Annotated in this window: 9 protein-coding genes and 5 pseudogenes; 8 read left to right on the top strand and 6 right to left on the bottom strand. The window is 71.6% G+C overall.

The annotated features are described in order from the left end of the window. Window positions 1-24: 24 nt before the first annotated feature. Window positions 25-435, top strand: a pseudogene (locus tag T398_RS18690) (3-carboxy-cis,cis-muconate cycloisomerase); the annotation flags it as partial. A gap of 57 nt (window positions 436-492) precedes the next feature. On the opposite strand, the pseudogene T398_RS18685 reads toward T398_RS18690, so the two are convergent. Continuing rightward, window positions 493-1,155 (bottom strand): annotated as a pseudogene (locus T398_RS18685) (hypothetical protein); the annotation flags it as partial. 106 nt (window positions 1,156-1,261) lie between these two features. Here T398_RS18685 and T398_RS18680 point away from each other — a divergent pair. The 3 genes and pseudogenes from T398_RS18680 to T398_RS18670 all read left to right on the top strand — a co-directional run. After that, window positions 1,262-4,075: a penicillin acylase family protein gene (locus T398_RS18680; RefSeq protein ID WP_496448594.1), complete on the top strand. Its 2,814-nt coding sequence runs from the start codon at window positions 1,262-1,264 to the stop codon at window positions 4,073-4,075. Between the two features lie 23 nt (window positions 4,076-4,098). Beyond that, window positions 4,099-4,845: pseudogene (locus T398_RS18675) on the top strand (alpha/beta hydrolase); the annotation flags it as partial. A gap of 211 nt (window positions 4,846-5,056) precedes the next feature. Next, a pseudogene (locus tag T398_RS18670) lies at window positions 5,057-5,242 on the top strand (YciI family protein); the annotation flags it as partial. Between the two features lie 257 nt (window positions 5,243-5,499). Here T398_RS18670 and T398_RS18665 read toward each other — a convergent pair. After that, window positions 5,500-6,333 (bottom strand): alpha/beta fold hydrolase, encoded by an 834-nt coding sequence (locus T398_RS18665; protein ID WP_496448593.1) that lies wholly within the window; start codon window positions 6,331-6,333, stop codon window positions 5,500-5,502. Window positions 6,334-6,696: 363 nt separating this feature from the next. Here T398_RS18665 and T398_RS18660 point away from each other — a divergent pair, with 363 nt between their 5' ends. Then, window positions 6,697-7,089, top strand: a complete 393-nt coding sequence (locus T398_RS18660) for a winged helix-turn-helix transcriptional regulator (protein WP_496448592.1) — start codon at window positions 6,697-6,699, stop codon at window positions 7,087-7,089. On the opposite strand, the gene T398_RS18655 is transcribed toward T398_RS18660, so the two are convergent. Beyond that, window positions 7,090-7,497 (bottom strand): RidA family protein, encoded by a 408-nt coding sequence (locus tag T398_RS18655; RefSeq protein WP_496448591.1) that lies wholly within the window; start codon window positions 7,495-7,497, stop codon window positions 7,090-7,092. 179 nt (window positions 7,498-7,676) lie between these two features. Between T398_RS18655 and T398_RS18650 the strand changes: the two genes are divergently transcribed. The 3 genes from T398_RS18650 to T398_RS18640 are packed head-to-tail and all read left to right on the top strand — an operon-like array spanning window position 7,677 to window position 11,460. Continuing rightward, entirely contained in the window at window positions 7,677-8,297 is a 621-nt protein-coding gene (locus T398_RS18650) for a PadR family transcriptional regulator (RefSeq protein WP_496448590.1), read from the top strand. After that, window positions 8,294-9,016: an ABC transporter ATP-binding protein gene (locus T398_RS18645; protein WP_496448589.1), complete on the top strand. Its 723-nt coding sequence runs from the start codon at window positions 8,294-8,296 to the stop codon at window positions 9,014-9,016. The genes T398_RS18650 and T398_RS18645 overlap by 4 nt, the downstream gene beginning before the upstream one ends. After that, the gene (locus tag T398_RS18640) at window positions 9,013-11,460 is read left to right on the top strand and encodes an FtsX-like permease family protein (protein WP_496448587.1); all 2,448 of its coding nucleotides are present in this window, start codon (window positions 9,013-9,015) and stop codon (window positions 11,458-11,460) included. Before T398_RS18645 ends, T398_RS18640 begins: the two co-directional genes overlap by 4 nt. A 255-nt stretch (window positions 11,461-11,715) precedes the next feature. On the opposite strand, the pseudogene T398_RS18635 reads toward T398_RS18640, so the two are convergent. The 3 genes and pseudogenes from T398_RS18635 to T398_RS18625 all read right to left on the bottom strand — a co-directional run. Further along, window positions 11,716-12,054, bottom strand: a pseudogene (locus T398_RS18635) (ECF transporter S component); the annotation flags it as partial. Window positions 12,055-12,272: 218 nt separating this feature from the next. Further along, on the bottom strand, window positions 12,273-13,919 hold the full coding sequence (locus tag T398_RS18630) for an ABC transporter ATP-binding protein (RefSeq protein ID WP_496448585.1): 1,647 nt from the start codon (window positions 13,917-13,919) through the stop codon (window positions 12,273-12,275). Then, a complete protein-coding gene (locus T398_RS18625; RefSeq protein WP_496448641.1) occupies window positions 13,916-15,064 on the bottom strand; it encodes an energy-coupling factor transporter transmembrane protein EcfT in 1,149 nt (382 codons plus the stop codon). The genes T398_RS18630 and T398_RS18625 overlap by 4 nt, the downstream gene beginning before the upstream one ends. Between the last annotated feature and the right edge of the window lie 29 nt (window positions 15,065-15,093).

The raw sequence follows: 15,093 nt of genomic DNA, 5'->3' as shown, positions 1-15,093 counted from the left end.
GCGGGCTGAGGGACAGAGGAAACAATGCCTACGAGCGCGATCGACAGCCTGGTATTCCGGGACATCTTCGGTGAGCCCCGGGTGCGGGCGATCTGGTCGGACGAGGGCCGCACCCGCCGCTACCTGGAGGTGGAAGCCGCGCTGTCCCGGGTGCAGGGCACGATCGGGGTGATTCCGCGGGACGCCGCGGCGGCGATATTCGACGCCTGCCGGATCGAGAACATCGACATGGACAAGCTCGCCCAGGAGACGGTCGCCATCGGCTATCCCGTTCTGCCGCTGGTGCATCAGCTCCAGGAGCTGGCCGGCGAGGGTGGAAACTGGTGCCACTGGGGTGCGACGACGCAGGACATCACCGACAGCGCCACCATTCTGCAGATCAAGGCTTCACTCGATGTGATCGAGGAGCTGCTCGGTCGGGCCATCGACGCCACCGCCGCGCTGGCGCGCGAGCATCGTGACCTGCCGATGGTGGGTCGCTCCAACCTCCAGCAGCAACCGGTCGATCGCGGTGGCGACCCGGCCCGGCGCGTGCAGCATGTGCAGGTGTCCGCCGTCGATCCGGGACGAGCGCCAGCCCCAACCCTCCGCCGTGACCCGTTCCGGTTCGTACGTGTCGCCGAAGGCGAGATAGCCGGCGGGACGGTCGGACCAGCCGGGGGCGATGGCTACCTGCTGCGCGAAGTAGGCGAGCGGGAAGCGCTGTTGCTGCGCGGACACCTCCGTTCTGACCCGCTCGGACGGGAAGAGGGAGGCGATCTCCTCCGGCGGCCACCAGGAGGTCCAGACCGGCAGTACGCCGTCCGGCCGGGCGAGGGCGTGCAGCAGTTCCGGTAGGCCCGGAGGTGCCACCGGGACGGTTCCCTGCCGGGGCGGGAGGATCGCGTCCACGAAGACGAGCCCGGTCACCGAGCGCCGCGCGGTGAGGGCCGGCACGTACAGGCCAGCGTTGCTGTGCGGCACGAGCACGTAGTCGTTGCCGGTGGGCAGGCTCTCCAGGTACCACCGCAGGACGGCGTCCACCGAGGTTCCGCTTGCTCCCTGCTCGCCAGCGACGATGGCGTCCCGGCCGGCGGCGCGGAGTTGTTCCCGCACCGGCTGCCAGACGGCGGGTCCGAGCAGTGCGCTGGGGAGAAGGGCGATTGTCGGTTTCATCAGCCTCTCCCGCTACTCGTTCGCGTCAATGGCTGCCGCTGCCGGGCATACGTTACCCGAGCTTCAAGATCACCTAATGGCCCATCGAACCTCTAGGATTTTCGATGTGAATCCTGCACGTGTTCTTTCGCCCCGGATACGTAAGATCGCGATCTGGACCGTGGCGGTCCTCACCGCGCTTGCCCTCGTGCTCACTCTCGCCGCCGTGTGGACGGTGCGTCGAGCGTTCCCGCAGCATGATGGCGCGCTTCGGCTGCCCGGCCTCACCGCCCCGGTCACCGTGCACCGCGACGAGCACGGCATTCCGCAGGTGTACGCGGAGACCGCCGAGGACCTGTTTCGTGCGCAGGGCTACCTCCACGCGCAGGATCGGTTCTGGGAGATGGACTTCCGCCGCCATCTCACCGCGGGCCGGCTCGCCGAGCTCTTCGGCGAGAGCCAGGTGGAGACCGACGTCTACCTCCGGACGATGGGGTGGCGTCGGGTCGCCGAGCAGGAGTGGGATCTCCTCGGGGCGGAAACCAAGCGCTACCTGCAGGTGTACGCCGACGGGGTGAACGCCTGGCTCGACGAGAATGACGGGGGCCGGGCGAGTCTGGAGTACGCCGTACTCGGCCTGCAGAACTCGGGCTATGAGATCGAGGCGTGGCACCCGGTGGACAGCATCGCCTGGCTGAAGGCGATGGCGTGGGACCTGCGTGGCAACATGAGAGACGAGCTCGCCCGGGCGGCACTTCTGGCTGCGGGCCTGACCCGCCAGCAGGTCGAGGAGCTGTATCCGGGGTACCCCTTCGACCGGCACGAGCCGATCGTCACCACGGGCGGCATCGTGGACGGCGCCTTCGACCAGGAAGCCGACCCGGCCTCCCCGGACCCGGCCTCCCCGGACCCGGCCTCCCCGGACCCGGCCTCCCCGGACCCGGCCTCCCCGGACCCGGCGGACCGCTCGGCTCCCGCCGGGACCGAGACTGCCGGAACGGGCGGGGGCGTGCTCCCCGGGGACCCGGTCGAACCAGCCACTGCCCGACCAACCGCTGCCGCGGAGCCGACTGACCCCACCGCTGGCACGGCTGCCGCCGGGCTGGCTACCGCGCTGGCCGGCGGGCTCTCCCGGCTGCCGACCATGTTGGGCACCGGTCGGGGCATCGGCTCCAACTCGTGGGTTGTCGCCGGCGACCTGACCGACACCGGCAAGCCGATCCTCGCCAACGACCCGCACCTCGGCCCCAGCATGCCCGGCATCTGGTACCAGATCGGTCTGCACTGCGCGTGCGACATCAACGTCTCCGGCTTCAGCTTCTCCGGCACACCGGGTGTGGTCATCGGGCACAACGCTCGGATCGCGTGGGGCTTCACCAACCTGAGCCCCGACGTCACCGACCTCTACCTGGAGCGGGTGGACGGCGACCGGGTGCAGGTCGACGGAGGGTGGCAGCCGTTGACGACCCGCACCGAAACCATCAAGGTCGCCGGCGGCGAGGATGTGTCGATCACCGTACGGGCCTCCGGGCACGGCCCCCTGCTCTCCGACGCCTCGGCCGAACTACGCGAGATCGGTCTTGCCCCGCCGGTCGACCCGGCGGGTTCGCCGGCGTCGGTCGCCGCCACCCCGCAGCTGCGCCCCGACGAGCCGGCGCCCGCCGACGACGCGCAGCGCGACGGCTACGCCATCGCACTGAGCTGGACCGCGCTTGCGCCGGGCCGGACCGCCGACGCCATCTTCAAGTTGAACACCGCCGCGAACTGGACCGACTTCCGCGCCGCGGCGGCGCTGTTCGAGGTGCCCGCGCAGAACCTCGTCTACGCCGACACCGACGGCAACATCGGCTACCAGGCTCCCGGCCGGATCCCGGTGCGGGGCACGGGAGACGGGCGATGGATGGCACCCGGGTGGGACTCGGCGTACGACTGGCAGAGTTTCCTTCCCTTCGCGGAGTTGCCGAGTGTCCTCAACCCGCCCACCGGCTACCTGGTCACCGCCAACGAGGCCGTTATCGGCCCCGCGTACCCGCACCTGCTCACCACCGACTGGCACTACGGCTACCGCAGCCAGCGCATCCACGAGTTGATCAGCTCCGCCCGGGAGGCCGGGGCGATCACCGTCGCGGACGTACAGGCTATGCAGTTCGACAACCGCAACGGTTTCGCGTCGACGCTCGTCCCGGCGGTCCAGGCGGCTGTTGCCGCCGATGCCTCGGATCTGGTCCGGTCCGCCACCGAGCTGTGGACGGAGTGGGACTACCAGCAGCCGGCGGAAGGGGAGCCGGGCACCGGGGACGGGCGCCGCTCCGCCGCGGCGGCGTACTACAACGCGGTCTGGCGACACCTGCTCCTGGCGACCTTCGACGAACTGCCCGCGGACCACCGGCTCGATGGCAACGACCAGTCGTACGAGGTGGTGCGGGGTCTGCTCCGCCAACCGGACTCGCCGTGGTGGGACCGGCCGGAGACCGAGGCCGTCGAGGGCCGGGACGACCTGCTGCGCGCGGCGGCCGAAGCGGCGGCGAGTGAACTCTCCCGCGAGCAGGGCGACGAGCCGGCCGACTGGCGCTGGGGCCGGATGCACACGTTGACCGTGCGGAACCAGTCCTTCGGTACCTCGGGTGTGGGGATCGTCGAGTGGCTTTTCAACGCGGACCCGGTCGGCGTCTCCGGCGGCAGCGGGATCGTCAACGCCACCGGCTGGGACGCCGCCGACGGGTACGAGGTCAGTGCCGTCCCGTCCATGCGGATGATCGTTGACCTGGCAGACCTGGACGCCTCCCGGTGGATCCAGCTGACCGGCAACTCCGGGCACGCCTTCCACCGCAACTACGACGACCAGCTGGAGCTGTGGCGCACCGGGGAGACCCTGCCGATGCGTTGGGAGCGCGCCACGATCGAGGCCGAGGCGGCCCGGACGCTCACCCTGGAGCCGTAGCGGCCTACCGGCCTGGGTGGAGCGCGGGCCGGCCCGCACGGGAGCCGGAGCAACGGGTGGGCACGCTGGTGTTCGGGCCAGGCGGCCCGGGGGACTCCGGAGTGGAGCGGATGCGTAAGGGAGACCGGTTCAGCGAAGAGTTGCTCGACCGGTTCGACCTGGTCAGCTTCGACCCGCGGACGGTGGCCCGCAGCGCCGAAGCGGTCTGTACCCCGGATCCGACGTTGCGAAAGCCGTCGGTCCCACTGACCAGCCAGGCCGACTTCGATGCCATGGTGGCCTACAACCAGGCGCTCTGGGAGCGGTGCCGGCCGACCACTCCGGTCTTCGACCACGCCGACACGCTCAGTACGGTGCGCGACCTGGAGGCGCTGCGGCGTGCACTGGGCGAGCGGCAGATCTCCTTCCACGGCAGCTCCTACGGCACGCTGCCGGGCCAGCAGTACGCCGAGCGGTACCCGCACCGGGTGCGAGCCGTGGTGCTGGAGGGCGTCTTCGACCACAGCCTCGGGCTACCAGCCTTCGTTCGGACTCAGGCAGCCACGTTGCAGGACTCGTTCGACGAGTTCGTCTCCTGGTGCGACAGGTCAACCGGGTGTGTGCTGCACGGTCGGGACGTGCGGGCGGTCTGGGCCGAGGTGCTGGCCCGGGCGGATCGGGGCGAGTACGCGCCGCGTACCGCCTTCGACGTCACCGCCGTGGCCCTCGGGCTGCTTGCCGGTCCGCGCTGGTCGGACCTGGCCGCCGCCGTGCGCGATATGGACGCCGGATGGACCGCTACCTCGTCGACCTGACGTTGCCCGCCCCCGGTGCGCGGCAGCCTGAGCCCTCGGTCGGCCAGCTGGCAAGAAGTCGCCACCTCTTCCGTGCGGCAGCAAACCTGATCGATCAGTCAGCAGTAGTGTCCGCGCGGGGGCGTGGCGTCCTGCACGCTCCCGCGTGGAGCTACCGCCGGAGATGTCGCCTCGTCAGGAGAAGTTGATGGCCAAGTACCTGCTGCTCAAGCACTACCGGGGTGGCCCGGCGCCCGCCGTGGACTGGGCGCCGATGGAACAGTGGACACCGGACGAGGTCGACGCGCACATGCGGTTCATGCAGGAGTTCGGGGCGCGGCTGGAAGAGACGGGCGAACTCGTTGACGCCCAGGCGCTGTCGCCCGATGGCGCGCTGGGAGCGCAGGAGCCAGGATTGGTCTTCGTCGTTGCCCTCCCAGGTTTCGGGAAGAGCGGCCGTGGCCTCGGCGGTCGTGGGCGATGATGCGGTAGTGACGAAGCCTTCGTTGCGGTCTGATCGCTTAGCAGCGCGGCCCACCGGGGCGACGGCCGGAGCCGGTCTCGGCTGCGGGGGTGAGGGTGGTTTCGGGGTTCATGCGGGTTGTTCCTTTGTCACGGCGGTCCGGGGAGCGGGCAGGGGTGTCGGTGGGGTTACTTGGCGAGGAAGGTCAGTAGGGCCTGGTTGACGTCGTCGGCGTGGGTCCAGAGCAGGCCGTGGGGTGCGCCGTCGATCTCGACGTAGTCGGCGTTGGGTAGCTGCTTGCGGAGTTCGCGGGCGGTGGCGTCGATGGGCAGGATGTTGTCGGCGGTGCCGTGCAGGATCAGGCTGGGTACGTCGATCTTGGGGATGTCGGCGCGGAAGTCGGTGATCCAGGTGGGCACGGCGGCGCTGGAGGCGTACCAGGACGCGCCGGTGGCGATGTTCCAGCTGTTGCGCAGGGCTTCTTCGGACAGGCGGGTGCCGAGGGTGTCGTCGGTGTTGTAGAAGTTGCGGTAGAAGTCGGTGAAGTAGGCGTAGCGGTCCGCGGTGACCGCGGTGAGGATGCCGTCGAAGACCTCCTGCGGCACCCCGGTGGGGTTGTCGTCGGTCTGCAGCAGGAACGGTTGCAGTGAGGCCAGGAACCCGGCCTTGGCGACGCGGGCGGAGCCGTAGCGGCCGAGGTAGCGGGCGACCTCACCGCTGCCCATGCTGAAGCCGACCAGCACCACGTCGGTGAGGTCGAGGGTCTCCAGGACGGTGTTCAAATCGGCGGCGAAGGTGTCGTAGTCGTAGCCGACGGTGGGCTGGCTGGACTGCCCGAACCCCCGCCGGTCGTAGGTGATCACCCGGTAGCCGGCCTTGAGCAGGGCCGCGGACTGCTTCTCCCACGAGTGCCCGTCCAGCGGGTAGCCGTGGATGAGTACCACCGGCTGCCCCTGACCGTGGTCCTCGTAGTACACGTCGATGCTGGTGCTGTTCTCGGTTCCCACAGTGATGTACGGCACGGTAGACCTCTCAGTTCAGGAGAACGGTCGTTCTCGTTTCGCGTTGGTTACTAGCGTAGAGAACGAACGTTCTCGACGCTAGTCGTTGCTGAATTACCCGCGGTGACCCTCGTCATACGACCAAATCGCCGGGAGTTCCGCCTGCTGGCGAGGGCTTGAGGTTGATCCGCCTCGCCGCCGTCGACCGACGAGGCGATCCACGGGTACGTGTTGATCGCCGCCGACCGGCTCTGCCGTAGCCGCGGCATCCACGCCGTGGTCATGTCGTCGTCATCGCAGCCGGGGCGCCTGCGTCGACAACTCCTGGCCCCGTTTGATCATTACTCTCTTGTGGTTACTGAGGATCTGATAGAGAGTGTTCAGATGGGTAACCGACACGAGGCGAGCGAACTGCTGCCAGACGCCGATCTGGCGCGGGCCGACTCGCTGGCACGAGAGATCTTCTCCGACGTGGCCAACAAGTGGGCGTTCCTGATCATCGAGTTCCTCGGGCAACGCACCATGCGCTTCGGGGAACTACGCGACGAGGTTGGCGGCATCAGCCACAAGATGCTCACCCAGAACCTGCGGATGCTGGAACGCAACGGCCTGGTCGAGCGCACCGTGTATCCCACCATCCCGCCCCGGGTCGAGTACACCCTTACCGGGGCGGGGAAGGCACTGCGTAGCGTCGTCGACGGCATGTGTGGCTGGACTCAGCGCTACTTCAGCCACATCGAGTCGTCGCGGCGTCGGTTCGACACCTCGCCGGTGTGATCAGTCGAGGACGGCGGTCGCCTCAACCTCGACCAGGTGTTCGGGAGCGTCCAACGCCGCGGCCCCGAACAGTGAGGCCGGAGCTATGGGTGTGGTGCCCAGCTTGGCTGACGCCCGCCCGATGCCCTCGAGCAGCTCCGGCATCCGGTCCGGGGTCCAGTCGACGACATGCACGGTCAACTTCACCACATCGGCGAAGGACGCCCCGACGCCAGCCAGTGCGGTGCCGACGTTGAGGTAGCACTGCTCGACCTGGGCGGCCAGGTCGCCTTCGCCGATCGTATTTCCGTCCGCGTCCCAGGCGACCTGCCCAGCGACGTGAATCAGCTTGGAACCGGTCGCCACCGACACCTGCCGGTACACGTCGACCACGGGAAGTCCACTCGGGTTGACCAGGGTTACGGCCATGATGACCGCCTCCTTTCGCTCTCTTTCAGTTACTAGAACACCATAGGAAACCGATCGTATGCAGGGAAGGAGGCACTTTTCCGAACCCCAAGAACCTTTCGGTAACCAGCTAGGCCCAGCCGCGTCCAGCTCCAGGAGGGTAGTCACTAAGTAATTAGTTACCTGGTAAGTTCCCGGTCATGCAGCGAAACGCGGTGCGGTGGGGGCTGCTGGCCCTCTTCGTGGACGGTCCGAAATACGGGTACCAGCTCCGAACGGAGCTGGACACACGTACCGGTGGCAGCTGGGCGGTGAACGTCGGCCAGATCTACACCACCCTGGACCGCCTGGTCCGGGACGGCCTCGTCGCCACCGAGGGCACGGACGCCGAGGGGCGAGAGCTGTACGTGCTCACCGGGCCGGGGCGGGCGGCACTCGCCGACTGGTACCTCACCCCGGTCACCGAGACAGAGCGCCCCCGCAACGAGCTGGCGATCAAGTTCGCGATGGCCGCGCGGGATCCGAGTGTGGACATCACGATCGTGGTGCAGCAACAGCGCACCGAGTCGATGCGGCAGCTGCGGGACTACACCGACCTGCGCCGACAGGCCAACGAGGACGTCGACCTCACCTGGTCGCTCTTCCTCGATCACTTGATCTTCGCCCTGGAGGGCGAGCTCCGGTGGCTGGACCATGTGGAGGCGACGGCGCTGCGGTGGCGGTACCCCCGGCCCACCTCCGCCTCCGCTTCCGCGCCCACGTCGACGTCGCTCCCGGCCGAGGCTGCCGAGACCGCGGAGTCGGGGCGGGCCCGGCGGTGAGCGACATGGTGTTGCGGCTGGCCGAGGTGGAACGGGTCTACCGGGCCGGCGATATCTCGGTACGGGCGTTGGCCGGGGTCAGCCTGACCGTCCGGGCCGGTGAACTGGTCGCGGTGATGGGGCCGTCCGGTTCGGGGAAGTCCACCCTGCTCTCCATCGCCGGTGGTCTGGAGGTGCCCACCTCCGGGTCGGTGGAGGTGGCGGGGGTCAGGATCGGCGGCCTCGACCCGACGGCGGTGGCCCACCTGCGCCGCGACCGGATCGGCTATGTGTTCCAGGACTTCAACCTGGTGACCGACCTGACCGCGGCGGAGAACGTCGCCCTGCCGTTGGAGCTCGGCGGCAGCAGTGCGCGGGCGGCCCGCGCGGCGGCTGGCACCGCCCTGGAGGAAGTGGGCCTGCCCGACGTTGCCGACCGGTTTCCCGATCAGCTCTCCGGTGGGCAGCAGCAGCGGGTGGCGATCGCCCGCGCCCTGGTCGGCGAGCGCCGGTTGGTGCTGGCGGACGAGCCGACCGGTGCCCTCGACTCGCAGACCAGCCTCGCGGTGTTGCAGGTCCTGCGGGCGCGGATCGACGCCGGGGCGGCCGGTGTGCTGGTCACCCACGAGGCGCGGTACGCCGGCTGGGCGGACCGCACGGTCTTCCTCCGAGACGGGCGACTGGTAGACGCCACCCCGGAGCGCGGCGATGCCCGGCGGCTGCTGGCGGAGCCGTCGTGAGCGCCGCCGGCCGGTTCGGTTCGTGGCGGGTCGCGCTGCGCATCACCCGGCGCTCCGCGCTGCGCCATCGGGCCCGCAGCGCGCTGATCCTGCTGATGCTCTTCGTCCCCGCGTACGCCGGCACTGTCCTGCTGGTGAGTTGGAGCAACCTCAGCGGCACCTCGGCGCAGAACGCCACCTTCACGATGGGCCAGGCCGATCTGATCGTTGACGCCGACAGCCCGATCGTGGCCACCCTGCCGTCGGGCAGCCGCACCCTCGGGTTGACACAGGCCCGCACGGTGGTCCGCGGCCCGGAGGACCTGCGCGCGTCGGACTACGAGGCGACCGACCCGGAGCACCCGCTGAACCAGGGCCGGTATGTGCTCCGGTCCGGGCGGGCCCCCGACGGGCCGGCCGAGGTGGCGGTGACCCGGGCGATGGCCGACGAGCTGGGGCTGGAGTTGGGCAGCCGGCTGACCGCCGGGATGCCGCAGCGGGAGCTCACCGTGGTGGGGGTGATCGACTGGAGCCGGTCGTTGCGCGCCGCCGGGCTGCTCGTGTCGCACGACGCGCCGCTCTCCGCGGCGGGCGGCAAGCTGATGGTGCAGGTGCCGCCGGGCAGCGGGTGGGCGCCGCAACACAATGGCTCCTATCAGGAACGGGGTGCCCCGAGCGCCGCGGAGCGGCGGATCGAGGCAGCGGCGACGGTGCTCGTGGTCAGCTTCGCCGGCACCCAGGTGGTGCTTCTGGTCGGCGCGGCATTCACCGTCGGCGCCGCCCGGCAACGTCGGGAGCTGGCGTTGGTGGCAGCCGCCGGTGCCACCGCCGCGCAGGTCCGCAAGGTGGTCGTCGCCGGTGGGATGCTGCTCGGCGCCATCGCCGCGACCGCCGGTGCGCTCCTGGGCCTGGCGACCTTCGCCCTGGCCGGCCCGCTCATCGAACGCATCGCCGACCACCCGTTGACTGAGGTGTCGATCCCCGCCGGTCAGGTGGCGGGGGTCGCCGGGGTCACCCTGCTCCTGGCGGTCCTGGCGGCGGTGTTACCGGCGCGCGCCCTCCGGGGGCGGCCCCTGCGCGGCGCCCTGGGCGGCCAGCGGGACCAGTCCCGGCTGGACCGGGTCGCGCTGGTGGTCGGCGTGGGGCTGATCGCGGTCGCCACGGTCGCGTTGCTGGTCTCCGGCAACCCGGAGGGGCAACCGGCCGTGCTCGCCGCTGGCGGCGTCGCCCTGCTGCTCGGTGTCGTCATGTGCACGCCCGCACTGGTACGGGCGAGCGCGCCCCTGGCCCGGGTACTGCCCATGCCGGCCCGGTTGGCGCTGCGCCACGCCGTACGGCATCGGCTCCGCACCGCCGCGGCGATGGCCGCGGTGCTCGCCGCCGTCGCCGGTAGCGTCGCGCTGGCTCTGGCCGGCGGGGCCCGTGCTGTCGCCACCCCCAGCCAGTTGGCGGCGCGGCCCGGCCAGGTCCTGGTGCCAGCGGAGCTCGCCGACCTGCTGGGGCCAGCCGGGTTGGCGCGGCTGGCCGCGCCCCTGCCGGCCCGCGCCGTCGTGCCACTGCGGACAGCCGATAACTTCTATCCCACCGTGTTCCGGGACCTCTCCGACAGCACCACCGATCCCACCGTCTTTGGCGCCCACGAGCAGCGCGACATCGCCGTCGGCGGGGCGGAGGTCGTGCGGCTGGTCACCGGTCGGGCCGCCACCACCGCCGAAGTGGCTGCCCTGGACCGGGGAGAGGCGGTGGTCTTCAACGACGCCCTGGCCGCGAGCGGTCACGTGACCCTGTTGCCCGGCGGGCCGGAGCCCAGCTCGGCGGCGGCCACCTCGCTGCCGGCCGTCGTGGCCGCCCAGCAGGACTACTTCGTCAAGCTGCCCGGCATGGTGGTCTCACCCGTGACCGCGCAGCGCCTCGGGCTGGACGTCCAGCCCCGGCAGGTGGTCATCGACCCAACCCGCACACCCGACAACGCGGAGCTGGGCCAGGCGAACGCGGTGCTGCTGCAGGCGCAGCTCGCCGCCGGTAAGTCCCGTTCGCCGGCCACCGTCGCGGCCGTCGAGCCAGACCGGGACACCGGGGACAGCACCACCGTGTACTACCTGCTGGCCGCGGTAAGCGTCCTGGTCACCCTGGTCGCCAGCACCGTGGCGGTCGGCCTGGCGGCAACCGAACTCCGTCCCGACCTAGCCACCATGGCGGCGGTCGGCGCCACCGGGCGTACCCGACGGCGCATCGCCGCGGCCCAGGCCGGGTTCATCGTCGGCGCCGGACCCCTGCTCGGCCTGGTCTCCGGCATCGGGCCGGCGGCGGCCTACGTCGGCTTCCACGTCGAGCTGCGCTGGCACGTACCCTGGCTCGCCCTGCTGGCGGTCGTGCTGGTCCCACCCGTGCTGGCGATCGTCGCGGCCCGCGGGTTGGCCCGCGGCGGGCTTCCCCGCCTGCGCGGGCAGGAGCGAGGTCGGTAGCGACGCCGGCATCCCCGGCTCGGGTGCGGCGAAGGTCACCGGAGCACCGAAGGCGGCCTTGCGGGCGGCGCGGCGCAGCGCGGCGAGCACCGCCGGGCCGGCGAGGGCGATCATCACAGCGGTGGTGATCGCCCGTCCGGTGTCCCAGCCGAAGGTGGAGGTCACCCCGGTGAAGATGACGAAGCGGTGCAGGTTCTCCAGGACCGGCGCACCGGCCACGTAGGAGAGCTGGGTTTCCGCGCCGGCGCTGAACGGCCAGAACCAGAGGTTCATCAGCAGCCCGTAGCCGTAGGCGGCGACCGCGCCGTACCCGGCCAGCAGAGCTACCTCGGCGCGACCGCGGGGCCGGCGGGGAAGCAGGCCGGCGCCGAGCCCCACCCAGGAGGCGGCGAGCATCTGGAACGGCAGCCAGGGGCCGACGCCGGCGGTGAGCAACGCGGAGGCGAACAGCGACGTGGAGCCGAGCAGGAAGCCGAACCCCGGTCCGAAGACCCGGCCGGCGAGGACGAGCAGGAAGAACACCGTCTCGATCCCGGCGGTACCGGCACCGAGCGGGCGCAGCGCGGCGTTGACCGCGGCGAGCACCCCGAGCATCGCCAGGGCCTTGCTGTCGATCCCACCGGAGGTGAGTTCCGCCAGCACCAGCGCCACCAGCACCGGCAACATGACGACGAAGACCAGCGGCGCCTCCCCGGCACGGGCGGTGCTCTCCGGCTGCACCGGGACGAAGAGCGGCCAGGTGAAGGTGGCCAGCGCGGCGACCGACGCGAGCACCAGCACCACGGCGGAGCGCGGAGCGACCCGCAGGACACTCACGCCGGCTCCCGCTGGGCGACCAGCGCGGCAGCGACCTGATCCACCGTCAGCCACGCTGCCGGGGCCAGTACCTTGGCGACCTGCGGGGCGAACGCGGGCGAGGCGAGCATGACCTCCGCGGTGCTGCCGTCGGCCACGATCTCACCGTCGGCCAGCACGATCACCCGGTCGGCCAGCGCCGCGACCAGCTCCACATCGTGCGTCGCCACCACCACGCTGCGCCCGGCGGCGGCCAGCCCGCGCACCAGCGAGACGAACTGCCGCTTGGCGAGGTAGTCCAGGCCGCGGGTCGGTTCGTCCAGCAGCACCACCGGCGGCGCGGCGGTGAGCTGCACCGCGAGTGCGAGCGCCAGCCGCTGCCCCTCGGAGAGGTCCCGCGGGTGTCGGTCACCGGGCAGGCCGGGGGTGAGCTGGTCCAGCAGGGCGCGACAGGTGCCCGCCGCCGCCTCGGTCTCCTGGTCGGCCTGGTGGCACTCGCCGTCGACCGTCTCCAGGTAGAGCAGGTCGCCCGGGGTCTGCGGCACCAGCCCGACCTGCCGGCGAGCCTGGTGCGCCGGCAGGCTCTTGGGGTCGACCGCCCCCGCCGCGCCGGCCCCCGCCGCGCCGGTCACGGTCACCGCACCACCCTGCCGGGGGCCGCTGCCCTGCACGGCCCAGAGCAGGCTGGACTTCCCGGAGCCGTTGCGGCCCATCAAGGCGACGACCTGGCCAACCTGGAGGTCGAGGTCAACGCCGGCCACGGCGACAGTGCCCGGATACCGGACGACGATTTTCCGCGCGCTCAGCGCCGTCGTCGGCGCCGGGGCGGGATCCGGCGCGAGCGGCGCCTCTTCGGGGAGCCGCCCACGCAACTCGGCGGCGCGGCGGCGGGCGTCGCGCACCGACAGCGGCAGCGGGTCCCAGCCGGCCAGCCGGCCCAGCTCGACCAGGGGTGGGGCCAGCTCCACGCCGGCCAGCACCGTCGCCGGTGGCCCGTTGACCACGCGCCCGTCGCCGGGCAGGTAGAGCAGGCGGTCGGCGTACTGCATCACCCGTTCGAGTCGGTGTTCGGCCAGCACCACGGTGACGCCGAGATCGTGGACCAGCCGGGTGACCGCGGCGAGGACCTCCTCGGCGGCCGTGGGGTCCAGCGCGGAGGTGGGCTCGTCGAGCACCAGGACGCGGGGGTGGCTGGTGAGGACAGCGCCGATGGCGACCCGTTGCTGTTGCCCACCGGAGAGGGTCCGCAGTGGCCGGTCACGCAGCCCGACGATGCCGAGGAGGTCCAGCGTCTCCTCCACCCGCTTGCGCATCACCGCCGGTGGCAGCGAGAGCTGCTCCATGCCGTACGCGAGTTCCTCCTCGACGGTGTCGGTGACGAACCCGGAGAGCGGGTCCTGGCCGACCGCGCCGACGACGTCGGCGAGGTCGCGGGGCGGGTGCCGGCGGGTGTCCCGGCCGTCCACGGTGACCGAACCGTGCAGGGTGCCGCCGGTGAAGTGCGGCACCAGCCCGTTGATCGCCCGCAGTAGGGTCGACTTGCCGGCCCCGGTACGCCCGGCGACCAGGCACAGCTCGCCCTCCTCGACGGTCAGCGTCACGCCCCGCAGCGGCGGCGGTCCGTCCTCGGTGTAGCGGACGGTCACCCGGTCAAATGTGATCATGCGTGATCTTTCGGGACTGGTGTCGGCGGCGGCGCGAGCCAGGCCGGTACGGCCGCGACGGCGACGGCGAGCAGCAGCAGGGGGGTCAGCTCGGGCCAGGTGAGCGGGCTGACCGGGGGGTAGAGCAGCTCCGGGGCGGCCGTGCCGGCCAGCACGGTCAGGCCGGCCGCGGCGATTCCGCAACCGGCGACGAGTAGCTCGGCCAGCCGCCAGCGGTCCGGCCGGTAGCGGCTGCGGCGGACCCGGCGGCCGGCCAGCAGCATGCCGCCCACGGCGGCGACCAGCCCGGCGAGGAGCAGCGGCAGCCCCAGGTAGCCGGGCCCGGCGGTGTCGAGCAGCCCGTAGGTGCCGGCGCAGACGCCGAGCAGGCCGCCGAGGACCAGCGTGCCGGTGACCGCCCGCTGCCCGGCGGGTACCGCCGCGGTCCGGCCGTAGCCGCGCGAGTCCATCGCCGCGGCGAGGGCCAGCGACCGGTCCAACGCGTCGGCCAACACCGGCAGCGCGATGCCCCGAAACGCCCGCATCCCCCGCCCGGAGGCACCCCGCAGCCGGCGGGCCCGCCGGACCCGCAGCACACTCTCCACCAGCTGCGGGGCGACCGACAGGGCGACCACCACCGCCGTGCCCACCGCGTACAACGCTCCCGGTACGGCCTTGAGGAGCCGCTTCGGGTTGGCGAGGGCGTTCGCCGCCCCCAGGCAGATCAGCATCGTCGCCAACCGGAGCCCGTCGTAGAACCCGCCGAGGACCTGCTCGGCGGCGACCGGCCCGAGCAGGCGGATACCCGCCGCCCACTCCGGCAGCGGGATCTCCGGCAACCGGACCAGCACGTGCTCGCCCTGCCCGCCACCGAAGACGATCCGGAACACCACCCGCATCGCGACGATCACCACGCCGAGCCAGACGTACATGCGGAACGCCAGCGCCCAGGGGGCGTGCCCGCGTCGCGCTACGACCACCAGCGCGGCGACCGCGACCAGCAGGGTGAGCCCCAGCGGGTTGGTGGTGTGGCTGGCCGCGGTCGCCAGCCCGAGCGCCCAGAGCCACCAGGCGCCCGGGTGCAGCCCGCGCGGCAGTCGCCAGGCGGACCAGCGGGCCGACCACCGATCGGCGGTCGCGGGGCTGTCCACCGCGGCGTCAGTCATCCGGCGATTGGCGGTCGCGTGGCGGTCCG

The sequence above is a fragment of the Salinispora goodfellowii genome (assembly GCF_059570675.1).
The sequence above is the reverse complement of the archived record's forward strand: the minus strand, read 5'-3'. Positions and strand labels throughout refer to the sequence as shown.